Consider the following 16,784-nt stretch of genomic DNA (forward strand, 5'->3'; position numbering starts at 1 on the left):
CCGTCCGGCTTGCCGGTGGCCGCCGCCACCCACGCCGGCCGGCCGCCGCGGGCATCGGGGGCATGGTCCAGCACCCCGCCCGCAGGGTCGTCGACGGCGTCCGGATCGCCGGCGGCAGCAGAGCCGACCGCGACACGCGGATCACCCGGGTACGCCATTCCGCCGGTCCGCACGATGTCGGTATGCGGATGCAGGATCTCCCGGACGACGAATCCGGCCAGGACGAGCAGCACCAGGTCGCGCAGGGCCACCGCGCCGACGAACCATCCCCGGTCGATGCCCTGACGACCATGCGTGTCGTTGTAGATGAAGTGCATGAATCGGGTGAACAGGACCCACGCCTCGCAGGCCTGCCACAGCAAGAACAGCCGCCATCGGGGCCGAGCCAGTGCCGCCAGCGGTAGTAGCCAGATCGTGTACTGGGGTGAGAAGACCTTGTTGGTCAGCAGGAAGGCGACGACGAGCAGGAACAGCACCTGCGGCAGGCGGGGCCGGCGCGGTGCGAGCCAGGCGAGCAACCCGATGGCGATCACCGAGACCAGCAGGGCCGCCCCAGTGATGATGTTCAATGTGGAGATGGGCAGGCCGTTGTCCCGCAGGCCCTGCAGGATCATCGGCTGGGCGACGACGATCGTCACCCAGCCGGCCGCGGCCGCCACGATGACCAGCCGGCGCGCATCGGGCCGATGATGGATCGCGGCCGCCGCCACCGCGACGAGGACGACGGCGGTGAGCGCGGAGACCACCAGGTGCAGCGCTCCGAACCAGGCCGGGTCGTAGCGGCCGGCAAGCCAGGTCGCGCCGAACGCCAGCGAGTCCCAGTCGGCGCCGCGGTCGGAGTTCAGGTCGAAAAACCGGGCGATGGCGTTGCGGGCCTCGTCCGGACCACCACCGACCAGTCGGGTCCAGTCACCACCTCGCCAGAAGGTCGACCAGATGCTGTCGCCGACGCGGGCGTTCTCCGCGTTGAAGTAGCCGGCGGTCAGCCACAGCGGGACGATGACCACCAGCACCGTCACCGCCGCCGCACAGACGGTCCGGGCCAGTTCGCGCAGCCTCCCGGCCCGAAGACAGAGGAAGGCCAACCCGAGCAGGAACAGGGCCGGATAGAGCTTCGTGAGGATGCCGAGCCCGATCAGCATCCCGGCGAGCTTCGGAGCCCGCCTGGACCAGGCGAGCAGGCCGCCTGCCGAGAACGCCACCGCGATGATGTCCCAGTTCGTCAGCAGATGCAGCACGAGGGTCGGCGCCAGCGCGAACAGAGCGGCGTCCCAGATCCGCCTCAATCCGGCCGTCAGCGCCGTGCAGCACACCGCGACCGAGGCCACGATCAGGAACAGCAGGGCGGTGAGGTCGTAGAAGACGGCCGACCGCATGTCCATCGTGTAGTGGTCGAAGACACGCTCACCGTTCTCCTCCCGGTAGACCGCCCGCGGTCCGTCCGCGAGACCGGCTGGCCAGGCGACAAGCTGCATGGTGGCGCCGATCAACGGCGGGTATTCCGTCGGGTAGTCCAGATAGGGGATCTTCCCGTCGACCAGCCCCTCCTGGCTGTACAGCGCGACGATGTCGGAGTAGCACAACGCCGTGTACTGGTGCTCATGCGTCCAGTTCCGGGTGTCCCGGCAACTGATCTTCTGGGTATAGCCGAGGACCCCAGCCACGATGACCATCGCCATCAGCACCCGCAGCGGGGTCAGCCAACCACGCCGGTCGGGCACGACCGCGTGCTCACCCGGCGGCCCACCGATGAGCTGGCTTGCCCCCGCGACGACCGGGTCCTCCCGGGCCGGGCTGACGCGGACGGGGGACGCCGCGGACAGGGCCATGCCCGTCATTCTCGCCCCATGACAGCCCATGACAGCACTGAACTCGACCTCCCGGTCAACTGAACGGGTCGGAGAAGATCCCCGTCTGTCGAGCTGGCCGGCCCTGCTGGCCGGCACCCTGCTGACCACTGCCGTTGCCATTGCCGTCGCCATTGCCGTTGCCGTTGCCGTTGCCACTGGGGTTCAGGAGATCGCCCAGGTTGAGCCCGGTATCGCCGGGCTGGCTCGATGGGGCGCTCGGCGCCGGGGTGGGTGTGGGAGTCGGCTCGGGCTCGTTATCCTGCACGAGGCCACCGAAGGCCGGCGAATCGAACTTCGACGGGGGCACCCCCGTCAGCGCGGCGTCCATGAACGCCTTCCACACCTTGGCCGGGTAGTTACCTCCGTAGACGCCCTTGTCGGCGCCGGGCATGCCCTTCAGCACGTCCTGCTCGGTGCCCTTGCCCCGGAACATGTTCACGCAGGACGCGATTTCCCTGGTGTATCCGCAGAACCAGGCCGACCGGAAGTTGCTCGACGTCCCGGTCTTGCCGGCGGCCTCGCGCCCGCCATCCAGCCGGGCCCGCTTCCCGGTGCCGCTCGGATCCGTCAGCACGCTCTGCAGGGCGTACGTGGCGTCGCGGGCCACCGCGGCCGGGATGACCTGCTTCGCATCCGGGGTACCCGAGTAGATCACCTGCCCCTTGCCGTCGACCACCTTGTCGACGATGTGCGGCGTGGCCCGCACTCCGTTGCCGGCGAGGGTCGCGTAGACCGCGGTCATGTCCACCGCGCGCACGTCGTCCTGGCCCAGGGTGATACCCGCCTCGTTGCGAAGCTGAGTGCTGCTCGGGATGCCAAGGTCGCGCGCGGTCTTGACGATGTTCGAGACGCCGATGTTCTGCCCCAACGGTACGTACACCGTGTTGATGGAGCCCGCCGTCGCCTCGATGAGATCCTTGTACCCGAGATCACCCGGCTCGCCCTCGTCGTTGCTGACCACGTAGTTCCCCGGCAGCGTGATCTTGGCGGGAGCGGCGAAAGTCGACTTGAGGTTGATGTTCTGGCGCAGCGCCGCGACCAAGGTGATCGTCTTGAAGGTGGAGGCGGACTGCACCTGCGCCCCTGACACGTTGTCGACGTACTGCTCATGGCCCTGTGCGTCCTTGCCGTAGAGCGACCCGCCGTACCAGGCGAGGATCCTGCCGGTCCCGGGTTCTACCGCGGTGAGCCCGGTACGCAGATCCGGCACTGCGGCGTACGCCGGGCCCAGCACGTCGCTCACCGCCTGGAAGGCCTTGAACTGCCGCCCCTTGTCGATCGTGGTCGTGATGCGCAGTCCACCGCGGTTGATCTGGTCCTCGGTGATCTTCCCGACGGTCGTAAGCTCACGTTTGACCTGGTTGCGGATGTACGCGATCTGATCGGACGAGGCGGCGGCGTCCTCCGCCTTCGCGGCCACGGGTGGGGGGCTCTGCTGGGCGAGTTCCGGCGGAGCCCAGCCCTCGGCAACCATCGTCGCGACCACGTCGTGCCAGCGGTTCGCCGCCGGACCCGGGTTCTTGGCCGGGTCGAGGTAGTTGGGTGATCGGATCAGGCCCGCGATGACCGCCCCCTGAGCGGGGGTGAGTTTGGCGGCCGGGGTGTTGAAGTAGGCCTTCGCCGCCGCTTCGATACCGTAGGCGCCCCGGCCGAAGTAGATCGTATTCAGGTAGAACTCCAGGATCTGTCCCTTGGAGTACTTCTGGCCCAGCTTCACCGCGAGCACGATCTCGCGCATCTTGCGGGTGAAGGTCCGCTCCTGCGACAGGTACGCGTTCTTGGCGTACTGCTGGGTGATGGTCGAACCACCCTGCAGCTCCCCGCCGGTGAGGTGCACGTAGAGCGCCCGGGCGATGCCCTTGGGAGAGATACCGGGTTCGTGATAGAAGTTCTTGTCCTCGGCCGCGAGCACCGCGTGCTGCAGGTCCATGGACACTTCGGCGAGCGGCACGTCGGTGCGGTTCACGGTGCCGATCCGGGCAAGCTCCTCACCGTTGTCCTGATGCGAGCCGGCCGGCGGTCCGTAGAAGATGATCGACGTCTGGTCGGTTTTCACCTCGGCAGGCAGCGGGACCTGGGTCGCCGCGTAGATGACGCCGATGCCGGCGACGAACAGGAGAAGGCCGGAGAAGAAGCCGGCGAAGACCAGACGGCGCATCCAGCGCGGGCGCTGTCGCCACCACATCGGGCCGTGTCGCCCCTGGCCCGGCCGGGAGGCCTTCCCGTTGCGGCGCCCGGTTCCTCCCGGCCCGCCCGGGGCACCCATCTCCGCCCGGGAGGATCGGCCTGGACCGGTCCGGCGGGGCTCGATCCGATCCGCACCCGGTCGCCCACCCGCCATCCGGCGGGTAGCGGCCGATCCACCTCCCTCCCGTGCCCGGGTCCGGACGGCCATCAGCTCGGTAGCGCGGGTGAGGTCGCGCCGACCGGCCACCTGCCGAGCGGACGTTACCTCGGTCATGCGGTCGCGGTCCGACACCCCGTTGCGGCGGCCGTTCCGGGAGTCCCGCTCCGGCGTCACCTTGTGGTAGATGGTGGCGTCCACGGTGCGTTCCCGGACATCGACCCGCCGTAGGGCCTCCTGGTCGACGGTGTCGTACAGGGTGTTGACCTCGGCGGCCGGCCGGTCCGGCCCACGGTCGGGGACGCCACGGTCAGAGGCGGTCCGATCGGAGAACCCACGGCCGGGAACCCGCCTGGTGGGGGCCGCCCGACCGGATGGCGCGCCGCCTCCTCGGCGACGACCGGTCGCCTCGCCAACGGGCATGCCGGGACGACCACTGGACGGTTCACGGCCGGGCACGTCGGACTTCCCGACGCCGCGGTCCGGCACCCACCCCCCGGCGGCGGGACCGGCACCCCGACCGGTCCTACCATCCGGCGGCATGTTCGTCCTCGCCGCGGCGGGGGGAGCCGCGGGTGGCACGAGAGCGGTGCGCTCCCCTCGCCCGCCGGTGGGCCGGCCCGCTGGCGGCACCAGCCGGCGTCCCTGGACGTGGCCTGCCTGGGCCTGCTCCGGCCGCCGGGCGCGGTCCGGGGGTACCCGGTCCGCGGTTACCCGGGACTGGCCGTCCGGGTTAGGCCATGCTCGGTCAGGTGCAGGACCACCCCGACTAGAGCCCTGATCGTAGGGAGAGCTCACCAACCGCTCCATCCGTCGCCGCGGGACTCCCCGGTACCCGGACCGCCGCAGGAGACGGGCCGGCGCCCCCAACCATCACCGGAGGTCCGATTTCCACAGGATCCACAGGATCCACAGAACCGGCCCGTCTCGGCCCGGACCATGCACGATCCCGGCGACCACCGGTCCACCATCGGACCGGGGCCGACCACGTGATGTTCGCTCACTCGCCGCATTCACCCGACGAGGCTGTGACGAGGTCAGCCCATGGCGGATGCCCCGCCAGGACCTGCCATGAGACCCACATGGCAGACCAGGATCTCACGCCGGGTTCCGCCCCCTCGCGCAGGGCGTCCTTCGCGCCTCTCGGGGACGACCAGCCGTCAGCGGTCCGCCGCCGGGCCTGCTTCTTCGCCTTCGGCTCCCCCGTCCCGATCACATAAGAAGTGACCAGGTGGTTCCAGCCGCAGGGCGGACACACCTCCACCACATAGACCTGCAGCTCGCTGTACCTCGATGCGAGCATGGGGAGCTCCCTGGTGATGCGGGCCCGGCCGGAGCTCTCCCCGAGCTCGTCGCCGTAGGCGTAGGTGACATGGATGAGTGGATCGCCGCCTCGGCAGACCGGGCATCGCTTCGTGGTCCGCTCACCGTGGTACCTGGCCGCCCGCAGCAGATAAGGATACGCGTCACAGGCATCCAACGGCGAGATTCTGCCCGCGAAGAGATCCGCCAGCGTCGCCCGGCGGGCAAGCGCGTAGTCGATGACCGACCGCGGACGCATGCCAGCAACGGTACGCCGGAGTCGGCTTCCAGACAGACGGTCCAGACAGCCGCCAAACCGTCTCCCACCTCACACATCCCGGCTGTGAGCCGGATGACAGTGTGAGCCCGCCCGCACCGGGATCTGGCCGCGCGGGATGGTCTCCGGCCACCGACGGGACCGTCGGACAGCGTCCGCCCCGGGCGGCCACCGGCCCCTTCCGATGCGCGGATCTCGGCCGATTATCCCCTGGCAGCCGGGGTTTTCCACGCTCCACAGGCTCGGGGAACACCCTCGCCAGGGCGCGACGCCCGTTCGGCGGCCGGTGGATCCATCGATGGTCCGGCCGGGGTCGGGATGCACCAGCAGAGCGCCTATCTGTCATCTCCCGGTCGCCGACTGGTCATTCCTGGTTGCGGTACTCGTCCCGCGACGCCTATCCTCGATGTATCGCTTCGATATGTCGAGACGGTCGTTCCGCGAGCCGTGGCGGCCAGCCGCCACGGCTCGCGGAACGACCGGCGGCGCATCGCGGGGCATCACGGTCGAGGAGGGGTAGATCATGCTGGAGCTGGCGGTCCTCGCCCTGCTCTCCGAGAGCCCTATGCACGGCTATGAACTGCGCAAACGGCTCGCGGTGCTGCTCGGCGCGTTCCACCGGTTCAGCTACGGCTCGCTCTATCCCTGTCTGCGTCGTCTCGCGTCCGCCGGATACGTCACCGCGGACGACGTCAGCGCCGCGGGCCGTCTCGGCGGGCGCAGCCGGGTCGTCTACACCCTGACGGGCGAGGGCAAGGAGAAGCTCGCGGACCTGCTGGGCGAGGGCGGACCGTCGTCCTGGGAAGACGAGATGTTCGGCGTGCGCTTCGTCTTCTTCTCGAAGACGGACGCCGCTGTCCGCCTCCGCATCCTCGAAGGTCGCCGCGGGCGGCTCGAGGAGCGCCGGGAGAAGGTTCGGTCGGCCCTGACCCGGACCGTCGAGCGTTTCGACTCCTACACACTCGAGTTGCAGCGCCACGGCCTGGAATCGGTCGAACGTGAGGTCCGCTGGCTGAACGAGCTGATCGAGACCGAACGCGCCGGCACCCCCACCGGCACCCAGGGACCACAGTTGTCCACAGGATCCACAGGTTTGTCCACAAACCCGTCCACAGGATCCGTGCAGCCGGGGGCACCCGTCGTCGGACCGGCCCGCCCAAGCGGGCCGGGAAGCCCTCCGGCGCAGGCGGACCGCCAGGACGACCCGCGCGCACGGGAGGACGGCACACCTGCCGACGCCGACGCGCACCTGAATGTAAACGTGAACAGGCGTGGCCGGAGCAGGCATGCCCCGCGGACAGCCGGCCAGGACCCCGACGGCGAGGTCCCGACCACCCGATGAACATCATCCCGTAGCGGGTCCCTGTTCCCGACCAGCATGATCGGGAATGCCGCGGCGGAGCTGTATGCCCCAGATGACCCATTTCCACGAAGATCTCAGCTAAGGAGCAGACCGTCATGGGCTCGGTACGTGTCGCCATTGTCGGCGTGGGCAACTGCGCTGCCTCGCTGGTCCAGGGGATTGAGTACTACCGCGATGCCGACCCGTCGGCCCAGGTCCCCGGGCTGATGCACGTGCGGCTGGGCGAGTACCACGTCTCGGACCTGACATTCGTCGCCGCGTTCGACGTGGACGCGAAGAAGGTCGGCCGCGACCTCTCCGAGGCCATCGTCGCCAGCGAGAACAACACCATCAAGATCGCGGATGTCCCGCCGCTCGGGGTCACCGTCGCCCGCGGGCACACTCTCGACGGCCTCGGCCGCTACTACCGGGAGACCATCGAGGAGTCGGACGAGCAGTCGGTCGACGTCGTCGCGACCCTGCGGGAGACCCGTGCCGACGTGCTCGTCTGCTACTTGCCGGTCGGTTCCGAGGACGCCGCGAAGTTCTACGCCCAGTGCGCCATCGACGCCGGCGTCGCCTTCATCAACTGCCTGCCGGTGTTCATCGCCGGGGTGCCCGAGTGGGCGGAGAAGTTCCGCGCGGCCGGCGTGCCGATCGTCGGCGACGACATCAAGTCACAGGTCGGCGCGACCATCACCCACCGGGTTCTGGCGAAGCTCTTCGAGGACCGCGGCGTGATCCTGGATCGGACCATGCAGCTCAACGTCGGCGGCAACATGGACTTCAAGAACATGTTGGAACGCGAGCGGCTGGAGTCCAAGAAGATCTCCAAGACGCAGGCCGTGACCTCCCAGGTCTCTCACGACCTCGGCAGGGACAACGTGCACATCGGGCCGTCGGACTACGTCGCCTGGCTGGACGACCGCAAGTGGGCCTATGTCCGCCTTGAGGGACGTGCCTTCGGCGACGTGCCGCTGAACCTCGAGTACAAGCTTGAGGTGTGGGACTCCCCCAACAGCGCCGGGGTGGTCATCGACGCGGTGCGCTGCGCCAAGATCGCGCTCGACCGGGGCATCGGCGGCCCGGTCCTCTCCGCCTCCTCCTATTTCATGAAGTCCCCGCCGGAGCAGTACCGCGACAACGAGGCCCGGGACAGGGTGGAGGCATTCATCCGCGACGAGGGCTGATCGAGGGCTGATTTCTCGTCGTCCTCATCTTTCTCGTCGGGTCCTCCTCGTCGGATCGGCCGGCCAGCGGACCCGGTCGGAAACACAGGTGTCCGGCAGCCCGGAGGGGACGGCCGGACCTTGTGCCCGGAGTCGATCAGTCTGGTCCTAAGCTGACGACGTGGCCCGGGCGGAGAACCTTCGTGAGCTGCTGCACGGCCGTGGGTTCCGGATGCTCTACGCGTCCAGACTCACCTCCCAGGCCGCCGACGGCGTCTTCCAGGCGAGCCTCGTCAGCTATGTGCTGTTCTCCCCCGAACGGGCGACCTCGGCGGCGGCCCTGGCCGCGTCGCTCGCGATCGTCGTGCTGCCGTTCAGCGTCATCGGACCCTTCGCCGGCATCGTGCTCGATCGCGTGTCCCGCCAGCGGGTTCTGGTGGTCTGCTCACTCGTCCGGATGCTATTGATGGGCATCCTGGTCGCTCTGATCGCCACCGGCCGGACGGGCGTCGACTTCTACGCGGTGGCACTGGCGTCGGTGAGCATGAACCGCTTCGTGCTGGCGGCGCTGTCCGCCGGGCTCCCGGTCGTGGTCGGCCTCGACCGGCTCGTCACGGCGAACGCCCTGTCCGTCACCTCCGGCACCGTCGCGACGCTCGCCGGAGCCGGTGTCGGCAGCGGACTGCGCGGGCTGATCGGCGGCGAGGACGGGACGGTGGCGTTCGTCGCCGGTCTGGCAGCTTTCACCTACCTTGTGGCCGCCGTCACCGCGGCGCGGGCGGGACGGAGCGACTTCGGTCCGCTGGAGACGGTGGCCTGGCAGGGCGCCTGGGCGCAGACCACCCAGGTCGTCGCCGACATGCTTGACGGCGCCCGCTATCTGGTGAACCACGGGCCGGCCCGGCGGGCGCTCGCCGCCCTCACCACCTCGCGAGCCGTCTACGGCCTGATCCTCGTGATGACGGTGTTGCTGTATCGCAACTACTTCACTGGCCCGGAAGGCGGGCTCGCGGGGCTCGCCGCCGTCGTTGCCGCCAGTGGGGCCGGCACGGTCAGCGCCGCGGTCGCGACTCCCCACGTTACGGGGCGCATGCCGAAGTCGAGCTGGATCGCCCTCGTCCTGGTACTCGGCGGGGTTGTCGAGGTCGCGCTCGGGCTGCCCTTTTCCTCGACGCTGTTCATCGTCGCGGCAGCATTGCTCGGGTTTTCCGCACAGGCCAGCAAGATCTGCGTGGACACCATCGTGCAGGAGGAGACCGACGACGCCTACCGCGGTCGCGCCTTCTCGCTCTACGACCTGCTGTTCAACGTCGCCTTCGTGGCCGCCGCGGCGGTGGCCGCCGTGGTCCTGCCGGACGAGGGCCGGTCCGTTCCGGTGGTCCTAGTGGCCGGGGCCGGCTACGCGCTCGCCGGGATCCTGTACTACCGGGCCGCCCGCCGCCATCCGGAAGACCGGATCATCCGTCACATCGGCGAGCCCAGATCGGCACGGTCGGCCGACCACCCTGGCCCGGACGGCCAGCCTGGCCCGGACGGCCAGCCCAGGCCGGTCACCCCCGCCGAGGCGTGAGCTCACCGGGAACGGGCGCCTCGTGCTCCCGGGCCCACCGGAACAGCTCGGCCTCGGCGGCCTCCCGGCCGACGATCCCGTGCTCGAAGCGGAACTCCAGCATGTGCGACCGGGCCTGACCCACCAACCGGGACGGTGACAGCCCCAGCAGCGCCATGATGTCGTCCCCGGAAAGCTCCGGCCGGATCGCGGCGATCTCCTCGCGCGCGGCGAGCTCGGCGATCCGTTCCTCGAGCGAGTCGTACGTCCGGGACAACGCCGCGGCCTTGCGCCGGTTGCGGGTCGTGCAATCCGAGCGGACCAGCTTGTGTAGCCGGGAGAGCTGGGGACCCGCGTCGTGCACGTAGCGGCGTACGGCGGCGTCGGTCCACTCGCCCGCCCCGTATCCGTGGAAGCGCAGGTGCAGGTAGACGAGCCGGCAGACCGCGTCGGTCACGTCCTTGGGGAAGTGCAGCGCCGCGAGCCGACGGCGGGTCATGTCCCGGCCGACGACCTCATGGTGGTGGAAGGACACCCGCCCGCCCGCCATGTGCCGACGGGTCCGCGGCTTGCCGATGTCATGCAGCAGCGCGGCCCAGCGCAGCACCTCGTCCGGCTCCCCCGGCTCCTCCAAGATCATCGCCTGACGCAGCACCGTCATGGTGTGGGCGTAGACGTCCTTGTGCTGGTGGTGCTCGTCGATCTCCATCCGCATGGCGGACACCTCAGGCAGCACGATGTCGGCGATCCCGACCTCGACCAACCGCTCCAGACCGGCGACCGGGTCAGGAGCCAGCATGAGCTTGCGCAGTTCGTCGCGGACCCGCTCGGGGGAGACGATCGCGAGCCGATCTGCCCGCGAGCGCATCGCCGCGACCAGCTCGGGTACCGGGGTGAGGCCCAGGGCCGCCTCGAACCTGGCGGCCCGCAGGATGCGCAGCGGGTCGTCGTCGAACGATGCCTCGGGGCTTGCGGGGGTACGCAGCACGCCGCGGGCGAGATCTGTCATCCCGCCGAACAGGTCGACGAAGTCATGGCCGGGCACGGACACCGCCATCGCATTCACGGTGAAGTCCCGCCGGGACAGGTCCGCCTCCAGGCTGTCGCCGTAGGTCACGGCCGGGTTGCGGGACTGCCGGTCGTACGCCTCACTACGGTAGGTGGTGATCTCGAACCGGACACCGTGCCGAGCGAGCCCGACCGTGCCGAAGGCGATTCCGGCCTCCCAGGTCGCCTCCGCCCATCCTCGGGTGATCTCCAGAACCCGCTCGGGGCGAGCATCCGTGGCGAAGTCGAGATCGGCTGGTGCGGCCCCGGACACGGCGGACGCCGGCCGGCCGAGCAGGGCGTCCCGTACCGAACCACCGACGAGGTGAAGGAGGTAACCGTTCGCGATGAAGACGCGACCGAGCTCATCGGCGGCCGGCGGCACCCTCAGCAGCTCACTCACCACCCGTTCGGCCGAGTCTCGCGGATTGTCCAGCCTGATCACTGACACACCTTCAGGTTACGGCCTCACCGCCCATGATCCGTTACGTGGACCCAAAACAATGATCATGATTTCTCGGCGTCCGCCCGGGAAGGGCCCAGCGGAATCAAGCCGTAACCCCGGCGTCCCGGACAGGCGGGCCGGCTGGTCGCCGGGGGACTCGTACGATCAACCCATGCCGCCGCCGATCTCCACCACCGGTCGCGCGCCGTTGCGCCGGGCGGCGATACTCGCGGCGCTAGCCCTGTTCGCCGTGGCCGTGCCCGGGGTCTGCGCGGCTTCGGCCTCGGCCTCGGCTTCGACCCCCGTGCCGGCCGGGGGAGTCCTCGTCGAACCGGTTACCCACCACAATTCATCCACAAGAACACCACGGTCTTCCACATCTTCATCCACCGACAAATCAGATAATTCGCTATCTATCACTCCGGGTGGCACGGCAGCCAGACCCGGCGGTCCGCCGAATCCGGTGACGATCGATCTGGATGAGGTGAGTCCCCCCACCCCGGGGGGATCGACCATGCTCTCCGTCAGCGGCCAGCTCATCACCACGGTCGGGGAGCCGCTGGCCCACCTCTCCATGAGCCTGTGGATCGGCGCCAGGGTGACCTCACGCGGGCAGCTGGCCACTCTGACCGATGACCCGGCCGCGGCGAGAACACGCAGCTACCGCCAGGTGGTCCTCGCGAACGGCGACGGCACCCAACCGCTGGCCGCCCCGCCCATCCAGGGTGCCGCGCCCGTGCCCTTCCGGATCGCCGCCGATCGCGCCGCGCTGGACCTGCCGCCGAGCCTGGGGGTGTACCCGGTCCAGCTACGGATTACCGGCTCCGTCGGGGGCCGCGCCGTGGTACCGATCGGCGCGGCCTACACCTTCCTGGTCTGGGCGCCGAACCCACAGCAGCCGAGGACACCGGTCGCCGCGGTCCTGCCGATCGCAGATCAGCCGCGCCTGCGCTCGGACGGCCGGCTGACCGACAACGCGCTCGCGGACGAGGTGAAGCCGGGCGGCCGGCTGTCCCGGCTGCTGACCGCCGCCACGCCGCCGGTCACGCTCGCCGTCGATCCGACCCTGGTGCAGGCGCTGACCATCATGGCGCAGCCGGGCGGCTACGACTACGCCACCCCGGGCGGGCCCGTTCATGCGCAGACGGACGCCAACGCGGCCCTTTTCCTCTCCGACATCGTGCGCTTCGCCGAGCAGGGAGGCGTGGTGTTCGCACTGCCCTACGGAGATGCCGATCTGACCGCGCTCGTCCGCGCCCGGAAGCTGGACACGGTGAAGTACGCCGTCAAGACTGGCGAAGTTGTGCTGGCCCACCTGTTGGGGCGTGACCCCCTGCAGAAGGGCACCATCGCCTATCCCGCCGACGGGTCGGCGGACGCCACCACCGCGGACATACTGCGCCAGCTGGAGGTCGGGACCGTGATCCTCGATGACCAGCTGCTACCCTCCGCAGCGAAGATCACCTACACCCCGTCGGCGACCGTCAGCCTCGCCACCTCGGCCGGACCGATCCAGGCGCTCGCGGCCGACAGCCAGCTCACCAGGATCGCAACCGCCTACACCGGGCTGCCCGACGGTCCCGACTTCGGGACGGCCCTGGCACGCCTGCGGGCCGAGCTCGGCATGATCACCGCCGAACGGCCCGAGCAACGGTTCCAGATCCTGGCGCTGCCCCGGGACTGGGACCCGCCGAGCGACTGGGCACGGTCGGTACTCGACACCCTCACCAGCGGCTACTCCACCTCGGTGGGACTCGACGCAGGTGTCGGGGGCCAGAGCCGGCCGGACGACCGGCCGGGCCGGCTTGCCTACCCGGCCGAGGCACAGGCCCGCGAGCTGCCGACCGACTACCTCACCGCCGTCGAGGACGTCCTTGACGAGGTGCAGGCCCTGAGCCCCGTGCTGTGCCCGCCCAGGCGCGGCCCCAGGTGCCAGCTGCAGCTCATCAACCCGATGAAGAACACACTTGTCACGGCGACCTCCGCCGCGTGGCGGGGAGACCGCAGGGTTGACGGTGTGTCGTTGAGCCAGCAGGTGGACGGGGAGGCGTCCGCGATCCGCAACGGAATCCAGGTGGTGGCCTCCCGCAGCGTCAACCTGACGAGCAGACGTGGGCTGGTCCCGATCACCCTGGAGAACAACACCCAGTACGAGGTCACTGTGGTGCTCGCCTTCTCTTCGACCGACCGGTCCCGGCTGCGCTCGCCGGCCCGGCAGACACTCCGCCTTCCCCCAGGGCAGAAGGCTCAGGTCGAGATCGAGATGGAGGCCGAGGGTGCGGGGACGTTTCCCCTCGAGATCCGCAAACTCAACCTCGACGGGCAGGCGCTGTCCACGGAGCCACCGAACCGGGTTCTCGTCCGATCCACCGTCTACGGCGCCGTCGCGACCGCGATCACCATCGGTGCCGTCGGCGTGCTGCTCCTGGCGGTCGTCATCCGCCTGGCGCGACGGCTGCGGGGGGCCAAGGACGACCTGGGCGGGCCGGCGGGCCCGCACGAGGCGGCGACCGGACCGGCGGGCCCGCTCCACCCGGCTGCCCCGCTCCACCCGGTGGACCCGGTGGACCCGGTGAGCCCGGTGAACCAGGTCGATCCGGTCACCCCGGCCGCCTCGGTCTCGACCCGGCATAGTGGCGACGACAAGCGCGAAGCCGCCACCTCGACTACGACGACGCCGGTGGTGCGGACGGCCATCCGGCGCTATGAAGGCCAGGACCGAGGCACCCTTCGCCACGGCCTCGACAGCCAGGAGGACACCGACGACTCGGCGGCCACAGCTCCCTTCCGACGGCGACGGAGCGGCCCATGACGCCGGTCGAGGAGGAAGGCCGGCCGGGGGCCCGGCATCGCAGGGGTGGTACCGGCCCCCGGCGTGATCGCGGTACCGGTCCCGGCGATGGACCGTCGGACCGGGACCCACGCGACGCCGGGTATTCCGACGTCGGGTATTCCGACGAGGACGGCTACCCGGCGGCCGAACGCCCGGCCCGGTTCCCCCCGGACCAGTCGTATCCCGGTTATCCCGGGCAGATCCGTCCGGAGCAGCCAGATCCGGACCGGGGACTCGCGCGCCGGCCCCGGTACTCCGAACGGGACCGTCCGAAGCGGAACCATCCGGTTGACCCGGACGGACGCCGTGGCGCGCCACGGTTCGACACGCCGCGCCATGAAGACCGGCGGCAGGGCGACCCGCGGTACGACGGCGCGCGCTATGACGGCGGCCCGCGCCACCCGGACCCGCGCCACGACGATCCCGCGAGCCCCCGCGACAAGCGGTATCCGCGATCCGCAGGCCGCATCCCCGGTCCCGATGCTCCGCGCATGACCGCCGGCGAGCAGACCCGGAAGCTTCCCGCCACATCGGGCCCACCACCGCCGCCTCCCCATGTGCTGCCTCCGTCGGAAGGAGGTCCGCCGCCGGGGCCCCGCGTACCGGAACGATCGCAACGCAGCACCCCGCCGCTGGACGACGGGCGGACGAGCCGGCTGCCGACCCCGCCCGGGGTCGGCCCCGTCATCCCCATCGGACGATCCTCATGGCGGGACATCCCAGACCGCCCAGACCGCCCAGACCGTGCAGCGCGTCCGGAGCGACGCACCCGAGCCGACCGTTCCCGTCGGGACGGCGACGATCGCCGTCGTCCGTCCTTGAGCGAGTCCAAGCCGACGGTGGCACTTCCTCGCAGCAACGTCCACCGCATCCCCCCCGAACCGGCCCGACGAGACACCGGCACGGCGCCGCACGGCAGCGCAACGGCACAGCACGGCAGCGCAACCAGGCAGGCCGGCGGGCCGGCGAAGGCCGGGCCCGGCCTCGGCCGGGCCAGTGGAACCATGGCGATCGGCACGATCGTCTCCCGGGCATCCGGGTTCCTGCGGACCGTCGCGATCGCTGCGGCGATCGGGACCGGTGCGGTGAGCCAGGCCTACAACGTCGCCAACACCACGCCGAACATCCTCTACGACCTGCTCCTCGGCGGCGTCCTCACGAGCGTCGTGGTGCCGGTCATGGTCCGCACCGCGAAGGAGGATCCCGACGGGGGGGACGCGTTCGCGTCGTCGCTGCTCACACTCATGATCCTCGGCCTCGGAATCGTCGTGGCAGTGGGCATGCTGATCGCCCCGTGGATCATCAGCCTCTACCTGCACGCCGGCTCCGACGAGCGGGCGCTCGCCGCCACGATGCTGCGGTGGCTCCTGCCACAGATCATCTTCTACGGGGTAGGCGCGACGATCGGGGCGATCCTCAACGTCAGACAGTCGTTCACCGCGCCCATGTTCGCCCCGATCCTGAACAACCTGCTGGTCATCGTCACCTGTCTGAGCTTCACCTATTTCATCGCGGGTCCGCGCCCGCGGGGTGTGGACGGGCCGAAGGCCATCACCGACACCCAGGTGACGGTGCTCTCCGCCGGGACGACGCTGGGCGTCGTCGTCATGACTCTCGCGCTGCTCCCCTCGCTGCGCAAGGTCGGTTTCCGCTACCGGCCGCGGTTGGACATGCGGCATCCCGAACTGCGCTCGACGGCTCGGCTGGCGGGGTGGACGCTGCTGTTCGTCGTGATCAGCCAGGCCGGCTACCTGGTGATCGTCAACCTGTCGACGGCGACGACCGCCTACACGATCTACACGTACGGATACCAGATCTTCCAGCTCCCGTACGCCATCATCGGCGTCTCGGTCATCACCGCACTGTTGCCGAGGATGAGCGGGCACGCCGCCCAGGGGCGCAGGGACCTAGTGCGGGCCGACATCTCGATGGCGACCCGGGTCACGATCACCGCGATCGTGCCCGCCGCCCTGTTCATCCTCGCCCTGGGCCGGCCGATCGCCGTCGCCGTGTTCCATCACGGCGCGACCGGCTACGGCGACGCTATGGACATCGGCGACACCCTCAGCGCCTTCGCCCTGGCCCTCGTGCCGTTCTCCCTGTTCCAGGTACAGCTACGGGTGTTCTACGCCTACCAGGACAGTCGCACCCCGGCACTGGTCAACATCGGGGTCGTAGCGGTGAACGTCATCGGTGCCCTGGTCCTCACCGTGGTCGTGCCCGAGGAGCACCGGGCCGTCGCGCTGGCGCTCTCCTTCGCCACCGCCTACCTGATGGGCCTCGCGGCGACGAGCACCCTGTTGCACCGGCGGCTCGGGGGAATCGATGGCAATCGCACCGTGCAGGTCATCACCCGGGTCGCGATCGCGGCCGGGATCGGCGCCGTCCTCGCGTCGCTGCTCGCCCGAGGTGCCCGCGCGGTCGTGGGTGAGGGGTGGCTTGGTTCCGGGGTCGCGGTGGTGCTCGCCGCGGCCGTGGGAGGCGGGCTCTTCCTCGCGGTCGCCACCCGGATGGGGATACACGAGATCAACGCCCTGCTGGCGGAGGTGAACGGACGACTCGGCGGCCGGCTGTCCCGACGGCCGGGGCGATCATCGCAACGCGGCTGACCGGCAGTGATGGCACC

Annotated in this window: 8 protein-coding genes and 1 pseudogene; 5 read left to right on the forward strand and 4 right to left on the reverse strand. The window is 70.0% G+C overall.

The window, feature by feature from the left end:
* From AC08OQ_RS08735 to AC08OQ_RS08745, 3 genes and pseudogenes are all read right to left on the reverse strand, one after another.
* Positions 1 to 1,838 (reverse strand): glycosyltransferase family 87 protein (locus tag AC08OQ_RS08735; RefSeq protein ID WP_476611978.1); only part of this gene is annotated, 1,838 nt, incomplete at its 3' end.
* A gap of 46 nt (positions 1,839 to 1,884) precedes the next feature.
* Positions 1,885 to 4,737, reverse strand: a complete 2,853-nt coding sequence (locus tag AC08OQ_RS08740; protein WP_476605089.1) for a transglycosylase domain-containing protein — start codon at positions 4,735 to 4,737, stop codon at positions 1,885 to 1,887.
* A gap of 616 nt (positions 4,738 to 5,353) precedes the next feature.
* Positions 5,354 to 5,755 (reverse strand): annotated as a pseudogene (locus AC08OQ_RS08745) (DUF5318 family protein); the annotation flags it as partial.
* A 541-nt stretch (positions 5,756 to 6,296) separates the two neighbouring features.
* Between AC08OQ_RS08745 and AC08OQ_RS08750 the strand changes: the two are divergent.
* The 3 genes from AC08OQ_RS08750 (at position 6,297) to AC08OQ_RS08760 (ending at position 9,854) form a co-directional block, all read left to right on the forward strand.
* On the forward strand, positions 6,297 to 7,115 hold the full coding sequence (locus AC08OQ_RS08750) for a PadR family transcriptional regulator (RefSeq protein ID WP_476605090.1): 819 nt from the start codon (positions 6,297 to 6,299) through the stop codon (positions 7,113 to 7,115).
* A gap of 116 nt (positions 7,116 to 7,231) precedes the next feature.
* The gene (locus AC08OQ_RS08755) at positions 7,232 to 8,305 is read left to right on the forward strand and encodes an inositol-3-phosphate synthase (RefSeq protein ID WP_462203072.1); all 1,074 of its coding nucleotides are present in this window, start codon (positions 7,232 to 7,234) and stop codon (positions 8,303 to 8,305) included.
* Between the two features lie 160 nt (positions 8,306 to 8,465).
* Positions 8,466 to 9,854 carry an MFS transporter gene (locus AC08OQ_RS08760; protein WP_476601390.1) on the forward strand — a complete coding sequence of 463 codons (1,389 nt, stop codon included), beginning with the start codon at positions 8,466 to 8,468 and terminating at the stop codon, positions 9,852 to 9,854.
* Here AC08OQ_RS08760 and AC08OQ_RS08765 read toward each other — a convergent pair.
* Positions 9,835 to 11,325 carry a CCA tRNA nucleotidyltransferase gene (locus tag AC08OQ_RS08765; protein ID WP_476601389.1) on the reverse strand — a complete coding sequence of 497 codons (1,491 nt, stop codon included), beginning with the start codon at positions 11,323 to 11,325 and terminating at the stop codon, positions 9,835 to 9,837. The genes AC08OQ_RS08760 and AC08OQ_RS08765 overlap by 20 nt on opposite strands.
* A gap of 172 nt (positions 11,326 to 11,497) precedes the next feature.
* Between AC08OQ_RS08765 and AC08OQ_RS08770 the strand changes: the two genes are divergently transcribed.
* Both AC08OQ_RS08770 and murJ read left to right on the forward strand, forming a co-directional pair.
* Entirely contained in the window at positions 11,498 to 14,137 is a 2,640-nt protein-coding gene (locus AC08OQ_RS08770; protein ID WP_476601388.1) for a DUF6049 family protein, read from the forward strand.
* Entirely contained in the window at positions 14,134 to 16,767 is a 2,634-nt protein-coding gene (gene murJ, locus AC08OQ_RS08775) for a murein biosynthesis integral membrane protein MurJ (protein ID WP_476601387.1), read from the forward strand. Before AC08OQ_RS08770 ends, murJ begins: the two co-directional genes overlap by 4 nt.
* Positions 16,768 to 16,784: the final 17 nt, after the last annotated feature.

The organism is Frankia sp. CcCS3 (genome assembly GCF_977927575.1).